Annotated in this window: 15 protein-coding genes and 1 pseudogene; 13 read left to right on the forward strand and 3 right to left on the reverse strand. The window is 69.7% G+C overall.

Annotated elements, in window-relative coordinates:
* Window positions 1-538: 538 nt before the first annotated feature.
* From ABTZ94_RS12850 to ABTZ94_RS12905, 12 genes and pseudogenes are all read left to right on the forward strand, one after another.
* Complete coding sequence (locus ABTZ94_RS12850; RefSeq protein ID WP_351200384.1) at window positions 539-1,132, forward strand: sigma-70 family RNA polymerase sigma factor; 594 nt, start codon at window positions 539-541, stop codon at window positions 1,130-1,132.
* Window positions 1,117-1,797 carry a hypothetical protein gene (locus ABTZ94_RS12855; protein ID WP_351200386.1) on the forward strand — a complete coding sequence of 227 codons (681 nt, stop codon included), beginning with the start codon at window positions 1,117-1,119 and terminating at the stop codon, window positions 1,795-1,797. Before ABTZ94_RS12850 ends, ABTZ94_RS12855 begins: the two co-directional genes overlap by 16 nt.
* 545 nt (window positions 1,798-2,342) lie before the next feature.
* Window positions 2,343-3,419: a YncE family protein gene (locus ABTZ94_RS12860; RefSeq protein ID WP_351200388.1), complete on the forward strand. Its 1,077-nt coding sequence runs from the start codon at window positions 2,343-2,345 to the stop codon at window positions 3,417-3,419.
* 238 nt (window positions 3,420-3,657) lie between these two features.
* A pseudogene (locus ABTZ94_RS12865) lies at window positions 3,658-3,828 on the forward strand (transposase); the annotation flags it as partial.
* A 271-nt stretch (window positions 3,829-4,099) separates the two neighbouring features.
* Window positions 4,100-4,225: a hypothetical protein gene (locus ABTZ94_RS12870; RefSeq protein ID WP_351200390.1), complete on the forward strand. Its 126-nt coding sequence runs from the start codon at window positions 4,100-4,102 to the stop codon at window positions 4,223-4,225.
* Between the two features lie 207 nt (window positions 4,226-4,432).
* Entirely contained in the window at window positions 4,433-5,680 is a 1,248-nt protein-coding gene (locus tag ABTZ94_RS12875) for a substrate-binding domain-containing protein (protein WP_351200392.1), read from the forward strand.
* A 3-nt stretch (window positions 5,681-5,683) separates the two neighbouring features.
* Entirely contained in the window at window positions 5,684-6,475 is a 792-nt protein-coding gene (locus tag ABTZ94_RS12880) for an ABC transporter ATP-binding protein (RefSeq protein ID WP_351200394.1), read from the forward strand.
* Window positions 6,472-7,236 carry an ABC transporter ATP-binding protein gene (locus ABTZ94_RS12885; RefSeq protein ID WP_351200396.1) on the forward strand — a complete coding sequence of 255 codons (765 nt, stop codon included), beginning with the start codon at window positions 6,472-6,474 and terminating at the stop codon, window positions 7,234-7,236. The genes ABTZ94_RS12880 and ABTZ94_RS12885 overlap by 4 nt, the downstream gene beginning before the upstream one ends.
* Window positions 7,236-8,123, forward strand: coding sequence for a branched-chain amino acid ABC transporter permease (locus ABTZ94_RS12890; RefSeq protein ID WP_351200398.1), 888 nt, complete (start codon window positions 7,236-7,238; stop codon window positions 8,121-8,123). The genes ABTZ94_RS12885 and ABTZ94_RS12890 overlap by 1 nt, the downstream gene beginning before the upstream one ends.
* On the forward strand, window positions 8,120-9,271 hold the full coding sequence (locus ABTZ94_RS12895) for a branched-chain amino acid ABC transporter permease (RefSeq protein ID WP_351200400.1): 1,152 nt from the start codon (window positions 8,120-8,122) through the stop codon (window positions 9,269-9,271). The genes ABTZ94_RS12890 and ABTZ94_RS12895 overlap by 4 nt, the downstream gene beginning before the upstream one ends.
* Window positions 9,268-10,179 (forward strand): alpha/beta hydrolase, encoded by a 912-nt coding sequence (locus ABTZ94_RS12900; protein WP_351200402.1) that lies wholly within the window; start codon window positions 9,268-9,270, stop codon window positions 10,177-10,179. Before ABTZ94_RS12895 ends, ABTZ94_RS12900 begins: the two co-directional genes overlap by 4 nt.
* 500 nt (window positions 10,180-10,679) lie before the next feature.
* Window positions 10,680-12,149, forward strand: a complete 1,470-nt coding sequence (locus ABTZ94_RS12905; protein ID WP_351200404.1) for a M1 family metallopeptidase — start codon at window positions 10,680-10,682, stop codon at window positions 12,147-12,149.
* A gap of 67 nt (window positions 12,150-12,216) precedes the next feature.
* On the opposite strand, the gene ABTZ94_RS12910 is transcribed toward ABTZ94_RS12905, so the two are convergent.
* Window positions 12,217-12,525, reverse strand: coding sequence for a hypothetical protein (locus tag ABTZ94_RS12910; protein ID WP_351200406.1), 309 nt, complete (start codon window positions 12,523-12,525; stop codon window positions 12,217-12,219).
* 386 nt (window positions 12,526-12,911) lie between these two features.
* On the opposite strand from ABTZ94_RS12910, the gene ABTZ94_RS12915 reads away from it, so the two are divergent.
* Entirely contained in the window at window positions 12,912-13,217 is a 306-nt protein-coding gene (locus ABTZ94_RS12915) for a hypothetical protein (protein ID WP_351200408.1), read from the forward strand.
* 23 nt (window positions 13,218-13,240) lie between these two features.
* Here ABTZ94_RS12915 and ABTZ94_RS12920 read toward each other — a convergent pair whose 3' ends face one another.
* Window positions 13,241-15,229 carry a helix-turn-helix domain-containing protein gene (locus ABTZ94_RS12920; protein WP_351200410.1) on the reverse strand — a complete coding sequence of 663 codons (1,989 nt, stop codon included), beginning with the start codon at window positions 15,227-15,229 and terminating at the stop codon, window positions 13,241-13,243.
* A 30-nt stretch (window positions 15,230-15,259) separates the two neighbouring features.
* Entirely contained in the window at window positions 15,260-16,102 is an 843-nt protein-coding gene (locus ABTZ94_RS12925) for a 3-hydroxybutyrate dehydrogenase (RefSeq protein ID WP_351200412.1), read from the reverse strand.
* Window positions 16,103-16,381 lie beyond the last annotated feature (279 nt).

Below are 16,381 nucleotides of genomic sequence, written 5' to 3' on the forward strand. Positions count from 1 at the left end.
GCGAGGGCGTCAGACCTCGCCCCGACCGATTTGGATGGAGCCGCAGGTCCCGGCAACGGGACGGGGCTTGGGGTTGTCGCCGCACGTCGCTCTCCGGATGACCGGTAGGCCCGCTGACGGCATCGGGCTGAACACGTGCGCCGTCGTGACTGTCCGCGCCCGGGAGGCAGCGGGTGCCCGCAGACTTCGCATGTCCCCGGGGGTGTCGGTGTCGGGTTCCGGGGGTGGGCCGATGGGCGAGTTGGACGCGGTGGGGTCGCCCGCCAGCGGTATGCCGCCGGGCGCGGCGGTCGTCGTGGGTCTTGTCGACGCAGCGGTGATCGCCTCCTGCCGTTCGGCCGGATGGGTGGGATGAGCCCCTCAACACCGGGTGCGGCACTTCAAAAGGGAAGAGGGAGGACGTGGCCAGGGGGCACGGGTGGCAGCGACATTCTTTCCTGCCGTTTCAACACATGGGGTAGGGCCTGCGTATCCCCTCATGAACGTCGTCTCCGGAGATGGGGAAGCAGCTTGAAAGCCTGGCGCCGAACGGATGTGAGTGGCCGTGACGGTGAGCGGTAGTCCTCTGCGGTGGTTTCGCGGACGGACCGCAACGACCACCTCGGAACCCACCAGATTTCGCACCGAGCGCGAAGTGGGGGCCGCCTATGATCTTTACGGTGGTGAGCTCTTCGGGTTCGCCTTCAAAGCACTGGAGGACCGGCAGCTCGCCGAGGACGTGGTGCAGGAGACCTTCATCCGCGCCTGGAGGTCGCCTCGCGGCTTCGACCCGGATCAGGGCAGCTTGCGGACATGGTTGTTCGCCATTGCCCGGAACAGCGTGGCGGATGCCATGCGGCGGCGCAAGGTCCGGGAGGGACCCGGCCTCTCGTCGTGGGACGTCGTATCCGAGTCGTCGTCGGCGTTCGACGGTGTCGATCAGCTGCTTGACCGGATACAGCTCGGAGAAGCATTGGAGCGGCTGAGTCCGCAGCACAGGGAGGCAGTGGTGGAGGTGTACTTCAGTGGTCGTACCTGTGCCGAATTGGGTGAGGAGCTGGGTATTCCGGCGTCCACTATGCGCAGTCGTCTGTACTACGGCGTGCGGTCGCTCCGGCTCGTCCTGGAGGAGAATGGGTGGCTGGCGCCATGAACAAGGAATGCTTCCCCTACCGACCGCTCCTGACCGAGCATCTGCTGCTTGGAACGCCGCTACCGAAGGAACTCTCCCGGCATCTCGACCAGTGCCCGGACTGCACGCGTGAGGCCTCCGAGACCGAAGACGTAGTCCGAACGCTGGAGCGGGTGAACCCGCTTGCGGAATGGACCCGTACGCCGGCGTCAGAGCTGCACGCGCGGCCTTCGCGAGAGCTCAAGTCCCGGACCCGTCGGGAGATGGCCGGAGCCAAGGTCCCCCGGTTCAGTCCCGGCCGACGAATCGCCCTGGGCGTCGCCGCTGCGGCCGCCGCGGTCACCGCAGTGATCATTCCTCTCAACACGGCAGACCAGGAAGGCGGCGGAGCGCCTCAGGCCACCTCGGCCGTGATGGTTCGCCAAGGGAAGATGATCGACCGGCCGTGGGGCACCGAGGTTCCCGTGGCGCTGTCGGGCCTCAAGGCGGGGAAGAACTACCGCTTGATGACCGCCAACGCCGACGGCAAGCGCATTTCCAGCGGCAGTGTGCGGGCAGAGAGCGGCGAGAAGGTCTTCTTCCGCATGATGACCGCCATGCGCAAGGACACCATCACCGAGCTGATCGCGGAGGACGAGCAAGGGCGCGTCGTGACCCGCGTACCTGTGTCACCTTCCCAGACCTGACAGCCGAAGCGAGAGCCACCTGGCGCTGAGAGGAGCGGTAGCGACGGCCCGAAGGCAGGCTGGAGCAAGGCCTCCAAGCGGCGTCGCTGTCATGCAGGCCTGCCCCTGGCCCTGGTGACTCCGGACAGCGGATCGGCACGGGGCCCTGAGGTGCGCTCGTGCGTACACGGTGTCCTCGGAGCCAAGCTCTCCGAACCGACCTGCGGCATCTCGCCTGGCAGCGGGCAACTGGGGAAGTTGATCCATTTCCGTTCAACGCGATGTGGCGCCGGCGCGTATCCCCTGTGAAAGCAGTCGCCGAGCCATCAGGGAACGCGAGCGGAGTGCAACGCAGCAGGCACCTGAGTGTGGTCGCGGTCGTGCCCCATGCCTTCCGCTCGGCGGAGCAGAGGGGTTCTCTCCCACGTCGGTGAATCCTTCGGCCGGAATCCAGGTCGTAGAAGGCGTCGGGTGACCACGTCGTACGGCTTCTGCGGGCTGCTGTCATGCATGGCAATGAGGGCGTCCACAGCAGGTGGGTGTCCTGAAGCAAGGAGACAACCCAGGTGAATCACGTCAAGGCCACTCGTCGGACGCTTATCGGCGTCGCCGCCGTTGCCGCGCTGACCATCCCGGTCGCGATGGCTTCCGCGGACGGTGCCTCGTCCGAGACCACGGGACGGCACAGCACCGTATCGGCGTTCGGCGCCTACAGCGGAACCCTTAACGGGTCTCCCAAGCCGTTCGACCCCCAGATCAGCAACAACACTCTGGCAATCAGCCCCAATGAGCGCATCGCGGTGGCCACGAACTCCGAGTCGGACCACCTGGACGTGATCGATGTGCGGCGGGGCCGGAAGATCGCTGAGATCAAGGGGTATGTCAGCCCGCGCAACATCCTGTTCGCTCCGGACGGCAAGACCTTCACGGTGTCCGACAGCACACTGGGCGTCGTGGACCGCATCTCCCTGCGCAGCCACCGGGTGGTGAAGCGGCTGCCGCTCGGCGCCGGCGTGTTCGGCACCGCGCAGTCCAAGGACGGCAAGTGGCTGTACGCCAACAACGAAGCCGCGAGCACGGTCACGGTGGTGGACCTGGCCAACAGCAGGGCGGACTCCGTCCTCACCGGGTTCGCCGAGCCGCGCCAGGGAGTCAAGTTGGACCCTGCCGGCGACAAACTGTATGTCACCAACTACAAGGGTGACCGGATCACGGTCGTTGATACCAAGACCAAGAAGACGCTGCAGCAGATCGAGGGGTTCAAGCAGGTGCGGGGGCTGTCCATCAGCCGGGACGGCACCCGGTTGTACGCGGCCAACAGCGAGACCAACACGGTGTCCATCGTCGACACGGAGTCCGGCACCACCCTGAAGCGGGTCACGGTGGGACAGAAGCCCTACGGTGCCGCGCTCGCTCCCAACGAGAAGATCCTGCTCTCGGGGAACCTCGAGGGCAACACTCTGACGGCCGTCAACCCTGCCAGCGGCGAGACGTTCGGTACCGTGAAGGGCCTGAAGGGGCCTCGCCAGGCCATCAGCTTCAGCGCCGACTCGAAGACCGCGTGGGTTCTCAACGAGGACCTGACCGTGGCCGAGGTCGATGTCGATGCTCTCAAGGTGACCCGTACGCTCGGCGTCCGCTGACCACCTGTAGCAGGCCGCCTGTGGCCGTCTGTGGGCGGCGTGACAGCTGAGAAGCCGTATTCCTGTCGATCACGAGGGCGGTTCTGATCGAACAGGGTGCCTGGCCGGGTGATCTTGGCTGGGAGGGCGCATGGAGACAGGGCCTCCGGTGCAGCACGAGGGTTGTTGAAGCCAACTCGTGAGACTGGAGGCCCTGTTGATGCAGTTCTACGTGGTTTCGCCCTCGGGGTTCAACTCGATGCGTCCGGTGTGCGATTGCCTCGCTCACCGGTTCGGGAACGCGGCCGACCGTCCGGAGCGGGTGCGGCGGTATCCCTCGGACATGACGGACGCGGAGTGGGCGGTGGTGCGTGACGCGCTGTCGGTGCCGGTGCCGGCGTGGATGGAGGGCCGGGGCGGACAGCCGGAGGGCTACTGTTCCATGCAGGGCGTCGCCTACAGCTCCCCGCGCAGCGACGCGAACGTCTTCATGCTGATCTTCGGCTGGGGCATGTTCATCTACGCCGGGATGGTCGCCCTGTACTTCCTCGCCCGCGCACTGTGGTCCACCGACGACGAGACCGGCGAGGCCGTACCCGGCGAGGGAACCGCGCGGCCGGAGCTCCACGAGCCGGAGGCCGACACCTGAGCTCTGCTCAGTCCGCAGCCCGGCGTTCGTCGTTGGCGTCTCGGCCCGCCGCATGGCGGACCGGGGCGAGGGCGGAGCCCGCGGCCAGGCGACCGCCGGAATGGTGATGGGGATCATCGGCTGCGTGTTCGCGGGCTTCGGGTTCGCCGTGGCCACGATCCAGGCGATCTGGTACTGACGGGCCACCGCCCAGGCGGTTTCCCCGGCGCGGACGGGGCGTTGACGGGGCGTGTCCTGCGGGCCGCGCCCCTGCCCCCGCCTTCGGCCCATGTGCCGCCCCCACATGTACACCGCGTCAGGTGGGGTGCCCTGCACCATGTCGACGGCGGCACGGTGTTCATACGGTTCGGCGACATCACATGAATCCGCCGAGGAGCCGGTCACCATGCGTCGCAGAACCACAGGCACCGTCCGTCACCACAGATCCCTCTCCGCCGTCGTCACGCTGGCTTCGGCCGGCCTCCTGCTGGTCGGGTGCACCGCCGCCGGGAAGGCGGGCGAGGCCGATTCCGCGTCCGGCAAGGACGCGAAGGACCAGAGCGTGAAGGTGGGCCTGGTCTACTCCCGTACGGGGCTGCTCGCGGACTACGGGAAGCAGTACCGCGACGGGTTCATGGCGGGCCTGGACTACGCGACGAAGGGCACCGGCAAGGTCGCCGGGCACCGTATCGAGGTCACCGAGCAGGACGACGCGGGCGACCCGGGCAAGGCGGTCTCCGCGGCCAAGAACCTGATCGGCAAGGGCTACAAGGTGCTGGCCGGCACCACCGATTCCGGGGTGGCCCTCCAGATGGCGCCGCTCGCCGCCCAGAACAAGGTGCTGTACATCAGCGGCCCGGCCGCCACCGACGCCGTGACCGGTATCAACGAATACACCTTCCGCTCGGGCCGGCAGTCCTACCAGGACATCCTCACGGCCGGGACGATGCTCGGCGAGGCCAAGGGCAAGAAGGTCACGGTGCTGGCCCAGGACTCCACCTTCGGCCAGGCCAATGTCGCCGCCGTGAAGGCCGTCCTCGGTTCCAAGGGCGCGAAGGTGGGCTCCGTACTGGCTCCGCCCAGCGCCACCGACCTGACCCCGTTCGCCCGGCAGGTGAAGGCGGGCGGGCCCGATCTGGTCTTCGTCGCCTGGGCCGGCTCCACCGCACCGGCGCTGTGGACCGCACTGGACCAGCAGGGCGTGCTGGGGGCGAGCAAGGTCGTCACGGGCCTCGCCGGAACGGCCTCGTACCCGATCTTCGGGGACGCCGGTTCCAAGGTGTCGTTCCTGGCGCACTACTTCCCCGGCGCGGGCGGCGGCAACGTCGTTGAGAAGTCCATGCTCGACTCGGTCACCAAGGCCGGCGGCACCCCGGACCTGTTCACCCCCGACGGCTTCACCGCGGCGCAGATGGTCGTGCGCGCCGTCGAGGAGGGCGGCGCCACCGATTCCGCCGCCATGGTCAAGGCCCTGGAGGGCTGGAGCTTCGACGGGGTGAAGGGCAAGGAGCAGGTCCGTGCCGAGGACCACGCACTGGTGCAGCCGATGTTCGTCGCGAAGCTCAAGGGGAAGGGCGCCGGTGCCCAGCCGGAGCTGGTGAGCACCGCACCGATGGACAAGGTGGCGCCGCCCGCCAAGCCCTCGGCGGGCTGACCGATGGCCGTACCGGACACCACCGCGAAGCGCCCGGGCGGGGCACCGACCACCGCCCCGGTGCTTCAACTGGACGGACTCGGCTGGGGCGTCGGCGGGGCGACGATCGTCGAGGACGTCACGCTGAGCGTCCACGAGGGCGAGTTCCTCGCCTTCATCGGTCCCAACGGAGCCGGCAAGACCTCACTGTTCAACCTGATCAGCGGGCTGACCATGGCCACGTCGGGCACGATCGCGCTGGACGGTACGGACATGACGGACCGCCCCGCGCACGCCCGGGCGAGGCGCGGCATCGGCCGCACGTTCCAGACGTCCAGCCTCTGGCCCGGGATGAGCGTGGCCGACCACGTCCGGCTGGCCGCTCAGGCGGCCGGGGGCGGCTCGTACCGGCTGTGGCGGCGCGCCTCCCCGTACACCGCCGAGGTGAACGGCGTACTGGAACGCACCGGACTCGGCCACCGAGCACAGGCGATGGCATCCGAGCTGTCGCACGGCGAGAAGCGGAAGCTGGAGCTGGCGGTGCTGCTGGTGGGCGAGCCGCGGCTGATGCTGCTCGACGAGCCGATGGCCGGGGTGAGCGCGGAGGAGGTCCCCGCGCTGACCGAACTGATCCGCACCCTGCACCGGGACGAAGGCCGCACCGTCCTGATGGTCGAGCACCACATGGACGTCCTGCTGGGTCTGGCCGACCGGCTCGCCGTGATGCACCACGGAAGGCTACTGGCGCTGGACACCCCCGAGGCCGTGACCGCCGACCCGACCGTTCAGCAGGCCTACCTCGGGGAGGGACTGTGACGACAGAGACCCTGCTCGCCATACGGGACCTGCGGGTCCTGATCGGCGGCCGGCACATCCTGCACGGCGTCGACCTGGACGTCGCCCGGCACGGGGTGACCGCGCTCCTCGGCCGCAACGGCGCCGGGAAGACCACGACCGTGCGCGGCGTCCTGGGCCTCGTCCCGCGCACCGGCAGCGTGCGGCTGGACGGCGAGGAGACCGTGGCGATGCCCACCCACACCGTGGTGCGGCTGGGCATCGGTTACGCCCCCGAGGACCGGGGGATCTTCGCCGGACTGACCGTGGCCGAGAATCTGCGCCTGGCCGAGCGGCGCGGCGCGGGCGAGCCCGCGTACGCGCTCGTCCATGAGCTCTTCCCCGAACTGAAGCGCCGGGAGCGGCAGTTGGCCGGGACACTGTCCGGCGGCCAACAGCAGATGGTGGCCATCGGCCGCACCCTGCTCAACGGAAACCGGCTGATCATCGCCGACGAACCCACCAAGGGCCTGGCGCCCAAGGTGGTCACCGAGGTCGCCCAGGTGCTGGAGCGGGCCGCCGAGGCGGTGCCGGTGCTGCTCGTGGAGCAGAACCTGGCCGTCGTGCGACGCCTGGCCGAGCACTGTGCGGTGCTCGCCGACGGCCGGACCGCCCATCAGGGACCGGCCTCCGAGCTGCTGGGTGATGCAGAGGCGGCGCGGCGCCTGCTGGGCGTAGGACACGGCCCGGCGGCGTCCGTGGCACCACACTCCTCTTCTCCGGCCGTGGAGGCGGATTCCTGATGTCCACCGTCGTTCTGCTCACCATGACCGGACTCGGTCTGGGAGCGCTCTACTTCCTGATCGCATCGGGACTCTCACTGATCTTCGGCCTGATGGATGTGCTCAACTTCGCGCACGGGGCACTGCTCTCCATCGGCGCGTACGGCACCTGGTGGGCGGCGTCCGGCAATCTGCCCGGCGCCGGCCCGGGCGGAGCGGGCTTCGTCCTCGCGGTCCTGTTCGGTACGGCGGTGGGCACCGCGGCCGCCGTGCTGCTGGAACTCGCCGTCGTCCGCCCGCTCTACACCCGGCCGCGCGAGCAGGTGCTCGCCACCGTCGGGGTGGGGCTCGCCGTCCCGGCGCTGCTGTCGGGCATCTGGGGCTCGGACGCCCGGACCTTCCCGGGTCCGAAGGCGCTGTCCGGCACCTTCGGGCTGCTCGGCGCCCAGGTCCCGGTCAACCGACTGGTACTGGTCGCGGCGGCGGTCGTGGTCCTCGTCGCACTGCGGCTCTTCCTCGGCCGCACCCGGCACGGTCTGGTCGTACGGGCCGGGGTCGAGGACCGGGCGATGGTCACCGCCCTGGGTATCGATGTGCGCAGGGCGTTCACGCTCGTCTTCGCGATCGGCGGCTGCGCCGCCGCGCTCGGCGGGGCGCTCAGCGGCCTGTACTTCGGCTCGGTCGACCCCCGCCAGGGCACCTCGCTGCTGATCTTCGCGTTCGTCGTGGTGGTCACCGGCGGCATGGGCTCGGTGACCGGCGCCGCCGTGGCGTCCGTCGTCATCGGCCTGGTCCAGCAGTTCGCCAACTACTACACCGCAGCAGGCCTCGGCGACCTGGCCGTCGTCGCCCTGCTCGCCGCGCTGCTGCTGCTGCGGCCGCGCGGACTGACCGGGAGGCTCGCGTGAGCACCGTCACCGAGACACACGACCGCACCGGCGAAAAACACACGGCCGCACCGGCCCCCGGGAACACCGCCCGGCTGCTGCGCCGCTGGTGGCCCGCCGCCGCACTGCTGATCCTCTTCGTCGTGCCGTACAGCGCACTGCCGCTGCCCGGACTCCTGGACGGCCCGCTCGGCAGCCCCGGAAGTCTCCAACTGCTCGCCACCTGCCTGCTGTTCGGCGCACTGGCGACCGGTTACGACCTGCTGCTCGGCCGCACCGGGCTGCTCTCCTTCGGGCATGCGCTCTACTTCGCAGCGGGCAGCTACGCCACCAACATGTTCCTACTGGAGGCGGGCCTCCCGTTCGCCGTGTCCGCGCTGCTCGGCCTCTGCTTCGGGATCGCGCTCGCGCTGGTCCTGGGGTCGGTGAGCCTGCGGGTCACCGGCATCGGCTTCTCCATGGTGACGCTGGCCTTCGCCCAGGCGGGCTCGATCCTGGTCTCCCGCAACCCCGGTGGTTTCACCGGCGGCGAGGAGGGCCGGGCCGCCCCCGCAGATCTGCTGCCGTCCTGGCTCGTGGGCATCGACCACACCGCGAACCTGTACTGGGTGGCGCTCGGCTATCTGGTCCTCACCCTGGCCGTCGTCCACTGGGCGGTCCGCTCCCCCACCGGACGGGTCTGGGAGGGCATCAAGGAGAACGAACGCCGCGTGGAGGTGCTGGGGTTGAAGCCGTACGGCTTCAAGCTGACGGCCTTCGTCCTGGCGGGCGCGCTGGCCGCTCTGGGCGGCCTGGTTCACCTGCTGCTCACCGGCGGCTCGACCCCGCAGACGACCACCTCCGACTTCACCCTCTCCCTGCTGGTGATGGTGGTGCTCGGCGGATCGGGCACCCGCTGGGGTCCGATGGTCGGCGGCATCCTCTATACCTGGGCCGATCACCGGCTCGGCGATCTGGCCGGGTCGGGCGCGGTCGCCGATCTGCCCGCCGTGCTGCGGGTGCCTCTCTCCCAGCCGCTGTTCCTGCTTGGTGTGCTGTTCGTGGCCGTGGTACATCTGCTGCCGGGCGGCCTGGCCCGGCTGCCGTCCCGGCTGGCCGCAGTACGCCGCAGGCCCACCACCGAAAAACTCCCGGCCAGGAAGGCCCGGAAGGAGAACGGACGCCCGTGATTCCGTACGAAGAGGTACAGGTCCCCGTGGCCGGGGGCGAGTTGGCGGCACTGAGGTGGCCGGCCCGTGAGCCGGACGCACCGGTCGTCGTCGCCCTGCACGGCATCACGGCCAACGCGCTGTCCTGGGGCCCGGTGGCGAGGCTGCTGGACGGCCGCATCACCCTCATCGCCCCGGATCTGCGCGGCCGGGCCGGGAGTTCGTCCCTGCCGGGGCCGTACGGCATCGCCACGCACGCCGATGACATCGCCGCCCTGACCAAGGCCCTGGGCCTGGACCGGGTGGTGCTGGCCGGCCATTCGATGGGCGCGTTCGTGGCGGCGCTGGCCGCCGTACGGCACCCGGAACGGTTCGGGCCACTGCTGCTGGTCGACGGCGGCATAGGCTTCCCCGCCCCGACGCATCTCTCCCCGGACGAGCTGATGACCGCCGTGATCGGCCCGGCCATGGACCGGCTGTCGATGACCTTTCCCGACCGGGCCTCCTACCGCTCCTTCTGGCAGGCGCACCCGGCGTTCGCGGATGCGTGGTCGGCCGAGGTGGATGCGTACATCCAGCGCGACCTGACCGGGGACGAACCCGCCATGCACTCCACCTGTCGGATCGAGGCGGTACGCACCGACGGCATCGGCCTCTTCGACGAGGAGGTGCTGACGGCGGTACGGAAGCTGCCGGTTCCGGCGACGCTGCTGTGGGCGCAGCGGGGCCTGATGGACGAGGAGCAGGGCCTGTACGACGAGACGCGCCTGGCGGTGGCCGGCCTCGGGGGCACCGGGGTGACGCCGGTGGCGGTGCGGGACGTCAACCACTACACGGTGCTGACGGGGGACACGGGCGGCCGGGAGGTCGTACGGCACCTGCTGGCCCTGTCCGGAGAAACCGGCAGCTCGGGCCCGTCCAGCGCCTGAGGACACCCCGCGGCCGCCCGGACACCCCGGGCGGCCGGCTCGTTCCCGGACGCCCCCAGCGGCCGGCTACCGCTCTCGGCCGCACCAGCAACCGGATACGCGGCCTGCTCACCGAGTTCCACCCCCAGCCTGGAGCGCGTCCTGGGCCCGCGCCTGGACCACCAGGCCGTCACCTGGCTGCTTGAGCAATGACCGTCCGCTTCACCATCTGGGAGCAGATCACCGGCGTCACCGGCCGGCCCGCCGCGGCCTGAGCCCAGGGCCGGCACCCGGCCCCACCACACCTCGACACACCGTCAGACACCCACACACGCACCAACGTGACAACGCCAGCCGAAGGCCGGTGGTCAGCGCGGCCCATGCTCACCTTGATCACGGATCACGAACGTCGCTATGTCAGCCGCAAGGCACGTAAAGAAACTTTTGCCCATCTTGAAGCAACCAATAGACGATGCTGACTTTCTGGCGTCTCGCGTCCTGCGATCGATGGGAGACACGAGATGAAACCGCATATGGCGAAGGGCAGCCGGCCTCGGTCGGCGGTCCCGGGCCGTCTGTCCGGCTGGGCTCCGGCCACAGCACTCCTCCTGGCCGTGACGACGTCCTGCACCGGCTCCGCACCGGGAAACGGTGCCGTCGCGGTCGGAAAGCCCGGCACGGCCGGAGTGGGGGATCGGCTGTTCCCAGCGCTCGGCAATGGCGGCTATGACGTGGTGCACTACGGGCTGACGCTGGATTACGTGCCCGAGACCAACCACCTGAAGGGCACGGCGGTCATCACAGCGCGGGCCACCCAGGACCTGAGCCGCTTCAACCTCGACCTGTCAGGGCTGCGGGTACGCACCACCACGGTGCAAGGAGCCAAGGCCCAAGTCGCTCGCTCGGGTGACGAGTTGCTCGTGACACCGGCGAAGACGGTGAGGAACCGCGAAGTCTTCAAGACAGTCGTCACCTACGACGGCACACCGCGCACGCTCAAGGGCGACGACGGAGGCCTGGAAGGCTGGATAGAGACCGACGACGGCTCGACGGCCCTGGGTCAGCCGTCCGGCTCCATGACCTGGTTCCCGGGCAACCATCACCCGTCGGACAAGGCCACGTACGACACCACGGTCACCGTGCCCAAGGACGAGGACGGCGACCCCTACGACGTGATCAGCAACGGCAAGCTGATCACGGAGGAGGACAAGGGCAAAACGGTGACCCGGCACTGGCGCACCGAGGAGCCCATGGCCAGCTACCTCGCACACGTCTCCGTCGGCTACTTCGAGATCCACAAGGGCTGGACGGACGATGACGTGCCCGTCTACGTCGCCATCGACCCCGACGAGGCCGAGGACTCCGCCGATGTCGCAGACCTGGTGCCCGAGATCGTCGGCTGGGCCGGCAAACGCTTCGGTCCCTACCCCTTCTCCTCGGCCGGTGCCATCGTCGACCACCTGCCCGGGCTCGACTACGCCCTGGAGACCCAGACCAAGCCCTACTTCAACGAGGCGCCCGAAGAGGCGCTGCTTGTGCACGAACTGGCACACCAGTGGTTCGGCAACTCCGTCACCCCGCGCAAGTGGAAGGACATGTGGCTCAGCGAGGGTCTGGCCACCTACGCGGAGTGGCTCTGGGAGGAGGAGCGGGGCAACAGGAGCACCACGGAGATCTTCGAGGACTTCTACGACGGCAAGGACGCCGAGAGCGAGGGCATCTGGGCGTTCCCGCCGGCGGATCCGCCCAGCGGAGGGCGCGTCTCAGACCCGCCCGTCTACGGACGCGGTGCCATGGTCGTGCACAAGGTGCGCAGGGCCGTCGGCGATGAGACCTTCTTCGACATTCTTCGTACCTGGACCCGGCAGCACCGGCACGGCAATGCTGACACCCGGCAGTTCATCGCCCTGTGCGAGAGCAAGTCCGGGAAGGACTTGACCGCGCTCTTCGACACCTGGCTCTTCGACAAGAAGAAGCCCTCCCGGATGTGAGGAGGGCGATCCGACGAGAGAAGGGCTCTCCCCGGGGGGAAAGCCCTTCTCCAGCCGGCAGGAGGCCCTACGCAGGCGGGTACACCAGCGTGATCTCGCGGTTCAGGCCGGTCTCGTCGGCATCCGGGTACATGGACACCTCACCGTCGGACCACCGCACCAGGAAGTCGTCCGGGTGGCGGTTGTCCGTGTAGTCGCCGGCGCCCAGGATGGTGGCGTGCGTCCAGAGCCGGTTGGGCTTCTTGACCTGGATCTCGCCGTGGAAACCGTTCTGGTCGATGTCCTTGTAGAGGGTCAGTTCGCCGTCCGTCCAGCGCACCATGAGGTCGTGCTGGTCATGCCGCTGAACGCGGTACGACGGCGACATGCCCTCCACGGACGACCCCCTCCACCATGATCAGCCCGAAGGTCCTCCCACCCTGTCAGTCAACGTGACAGCGCCCGCGGGACGGCGGTGTGCCGTGGACTAGACGGCACACCGCCGTTACTGCCCGCTGATGCCCGTTACCACCAACCGGTGCACTTGCTGGTGCCACCTACCTGCTTGCCGCAGGCTCGGAACAGCCACTGGGAGTCGGTGTAGTTGACCACTTGGGCGGCACTGGTGTTGGGGGCCCCATCGCTCTGCACAGACCAGGGGCCGCACTGCAGCCACCCATTGCCCCCGGTTGTCGTCCAGTCCAGCCACACCTGGTCGCCCTTCAGCGTCGATCCGGTGATCTTCGCCCCCCTGCCTGGGCCGGTTCTTCGGCTCGTGCGCGGGTGCTGGCCGTCGCTATCAAGCACGCGCACACGTGGGTCGTCGCCGCCGATATTGTCGTCGACGACTCCGTGGCGCGCATCGCCGAATTCCGCGGTTCCTGCGAACGTTTCCGCGATCGACTGCGTCGCGGCAGTCGACAACCGGAACAGGGCCTGTACGACGAGACCCGCCTGGCATCGGCCAACCTGGACGGCACAGGGGTGGCACCGGTCCCGGTGAGGGACGTCAACCACTACACGCTGCTTACGGGCAACACAGGCAGCAACCGGATAGCCAACCACCTGCTGGCCCTGTCCGGCGCTTGAGGACACACGCAGCACAACGCCCTCTACCGCTCACGCACGCCCGCCCGCCCGCCCGCCAACAGATGCAACCGCAACGCGAGTTGCAGCTCCAACGCCCGCCCGGGCTCGTTCCAGTCCCGCCCCAGCAGCACCTGCACCCGGTCCAGCCGCTGCACCACCGTGTTGACGTGCACATGGAGTTCGTCCTTGGCGCGGATGAGACTGCCCCCGGACCCGAAATAGGCACCGAGCGTACGCACAAGGTGCGTGCCGCGCTGCGCGTCGTACTCCAGCAGCGGCCCCAGCGTCGCCGAGACGAAGCCGTCGACGTCCTGGGCGTTGCCCAACACCACGCCCAGGAATCCGAGTTCTTCGACGCACGCGCCTTCCCCCGTACGCCCCAGGACCCGCATGGCGCGCAGGCAGCGGGCGGCCTCCCCGTATGCGGAGGCCAGCTCCCGGGCGCCGCGTGCCGGCCCCGTGGCGGCGACGGTGACGGGGGCCTGGACCAGCTGCCCGAGCTGGGCCGCCGCCGCGCGTGCCGCGTCACCGGCGGCCGGTCCGGAGCCGTCGGCTTCTATCAACAGCACCACGTTCCCCGCATGTTCGGCGCTCACCCCATGGATGTCCCCGCCGAACAGATAACGCATCGTGGCTGGGGCCAGCCTCTCCCGGGCTCCGCCGTCGGCCACCAGCAGCAGGTGCGGGCGGTCGAGGTCGACGCCGAGGCGCCGGCCGCGTTCGGCGAGTCCGGCCGGGTCGCGGTCCGCTTCGGTCAGCAGATCGGTGATCAGCTCTCCGCGGATCCGGTTCTCGGTCTCGGCGACCGTGCGCCGCAGCAGCAGCAGGAGCCCGGTGACCACCGAGGCCCGCTCGAACAGCCGCCGGTCGGAGTCGTCGAGCTGTTCGCGCCGGTGCAGGACCAGACCGGCCAGAAGTTCCCGTCCGGCGAGGACGGCGCAGATCCACCGGCCGTCGCGGTGCACGGCGCGGGCACCCGTACGGGATTCCTCGGCCGTCTCGGCCAGCCAGCCGGCGTCCATGCTGTCGGCGGCGAGGTCCGCACCGTCGGGCCGGACCGCCGCCAGGGGCCGTCCGCCGGGGTCGTGAATAGTGAGCGGGGAGTCCAGCAGCCCCGCGACCGCCGCGGCGACATCCTGGACGTCACGGCCGCGCAGGACCAGGTCGGTCAGCCGGTCATGGGACTCCTCGGCCCGCCGCATGGCCGCCGAGTGGGCCCGTACGGCCGCATTGGCCTCGGCCAACTCGGCGTTGGCCCCGGCCAGTTCATCCAGCGCTGACCGGGTGTCGGCGAGCGCGCGGGCGGTGTCGATGGCGATGGCTGCGTGTGCGGCGAGCGAGCACAGCAGGGCGACCTCGTCGGGGCTGAAGACGCGGGGCGCGCGGTCGGCGGCGAAGAGCACGCCGATGACCTTTCCCGTACCGCCGCGGCTGGAGCCGAGGAGCAGGGGCACGCCCAGGATGGCGACGAGCCCCTCGTCCAGCACCCCGGCGTTGATGTTGCGGGTGTGATGGAAGCGGTCGTCGGTGCGGTAGTCGGGGGTCGCGTACGGGCTCGCGGTCTGCGCCACCAGACCGCCGAGCCCGTGGCCGAGTTCCAGCCGCAGTCGTTGGAAGAGCACCGACACCGAACCGTCGGTGACCCGCATGTAGGTGTCTCCCGCCTCCTCGTCGGGGAGCGTGAGATACGCCGTGTCCGTGCCGAGCAGCATCCTGGCCCGGCGCACGATCGCCTTCAGCACGTCGTCCAGGTCGCGGGACGCGGCCAGATCGCCCGCGGTGTCGAAGAGCGCGGTGAGCTGGAGCTCACGGCGCCGGTGCTGCCGCAGCGCACCCCTGATCCGCAGGGCGGTGGCGGTGGCCCGCTCCACCTCCGCCAGATCGCCCGCGGGCACACCGGCGGCCCGCGCCTGCGAGGAGACGGCGCCCAGCGCCTCGGCGGGGGCGTCGTCGGCCAGCAGGTCGAGAAGGCGCCGCAGATGGGACGCGGCGGAGGCGGACGGTTCAGACATGGGCGGCCATCGTTCGTAGGGGTCGGGGGATCAGTTGGCGGTCCAGCCGCCGTCCATGGAGAGCGAGGTGCCGGTGATGTGCACGGTACGCGGCCCGCAGAGCCACAGCACAGCCTCGGCAACGTCGTCGGGTTCGATCAGGCGCTTGATCGCGCTGCGTTCCAGCATGACCCGGCCCACCACCTCCTCCTCGGAGATGCCATGCGTACGGGCCTGGTCCGCGATCTGGTTCTCGACCAGGGGGGTGCGTACGTACCCGGGGCTGACGCAGTTGCTCGTCACCCCGTACTCCGCCGCTTCGAGCGCGACCACCTTACTGAGCCCCTCCAGTGCATGCTTTGCCATCACATAGGCCGATTTGTAGGGGCTGGCCCGCAGGCCGTGCACGGACGAGATGTTGACCACGCGTCCCCAGCCGCGTTCGTACATGCCCGGCAGGGTCCGGCGCAAGATCCGGAACGGGGCCTCCACCATGACGCGCTGGATCAACGCGAAGCGGTCCGGTGGGAATTCGTGCACGGGGGCGACATGCTGGAGCCCGGCATTGTTGACCACGACGTCCACGTCGGCGGGCAGTGTGTCCACCGCGTCCGGGACGGAGAGGTCGACCACCCACGCCGTCCCGCCGATCGTCTCCGCCAGGCTCTTGGCGGCGTCGGCGGCCTTGTCCACCACATGGACATGGGCGCCCGCGGCGGCCAGGGCCTGTGCGCAGGCCCGCCCGATACCGCTCGCGGCACCGGTCACCAGGGCGGTGCGCCCGGCAAGGAGCCGGTCTGCGGGCATCAGCGAAGGACCGGCGGCGGGCGGCGGGACGGTGGGCGGGGCAGCATACGGGGCGGGCCCGTGGTCCGGGCTCTGAGGAGTCTCCATGGTCGTCACCGTAAGGAGACCGAAGCCCACGTCACACGGGGTCGGTGCACACACCGTCGCACATCGGCATGGTGGCGGCGTACATGGTGCGGGCCCGCACCATCGCCGCGGCCGCCGGGCAGCCGGGTGCGGTAACGCATGCGGGTCCTTTCCCAGCAGCCCGTATTTGTGCGGGCGTTGACCGGAAGTCCGCATGCTGGAGCGCGCTCCAAGTCAAGGTGCGCAAGAGCGGCGCCGCACACAGCCGGGACCGGGGTGTGTCCGCCGGGCCCATGGGCG

The sequence above is a fragment of the Streptomyces sp. NPDC002785 genome, from assembly GCF_040295565.1.
GTDB lineage: Bacteria > Actinomycetota > Actinomycetes > Streptomycetales > Streptomycetaceae > Streptomyces.

Coding starts and splice junctions, on each gene's coding strand:
- ABTZ94_RS12920 (WP_351200410.1), bottom strand. CDS start 15,229: ATGTCTGAACCGTCCGCCTCCGCCGCGTCCCATCTGCGGCGCCTTCTC.
- ABTZ94_RS12880 (WP_351200394.1), top strand. CDS start 5,684: ATGGCCGTACCGGACACCACCGCGAAGCGCCCGGGCGGGGCACCGACC.
- ABTZ94_RS12870 (WP_351200390.1), top strand. CDS start 4,100: ATGGCGGACCGGGGCGAGGGCGGAGCCCGCGGCCAGGCGACCGCCGGA.
- ABTZ94_RS12905 (WP_351200404.1), top strand. CDS start 10,680: ATGAAACCGCATATGGCGAAGGGCAGCCGGCCTCGGTCGGCGGTCCCG.
- ABTZ94_RS12925 (WP_351200412.1), bottom strand. CDS start 16,102: ATGGAGACTCCTCAGAGCCCGGACCACGGGCCCGCCCCGTATGCTGCC.
- ABTZ94_RS12875 (WP_351200392.1), top strand. CDS start 4,433: ATGCGTCGCAGAACCACAGGCACCGTCCGTCACCACAGATCCCTCTCC.
- ABTZ94_RS12890 (WP_351200398.1), top strand. CDS start 7,236: ATGTCCACCGTCGTTCTGCTCACCATGACCGGACTCGGTCTGGGAGCG.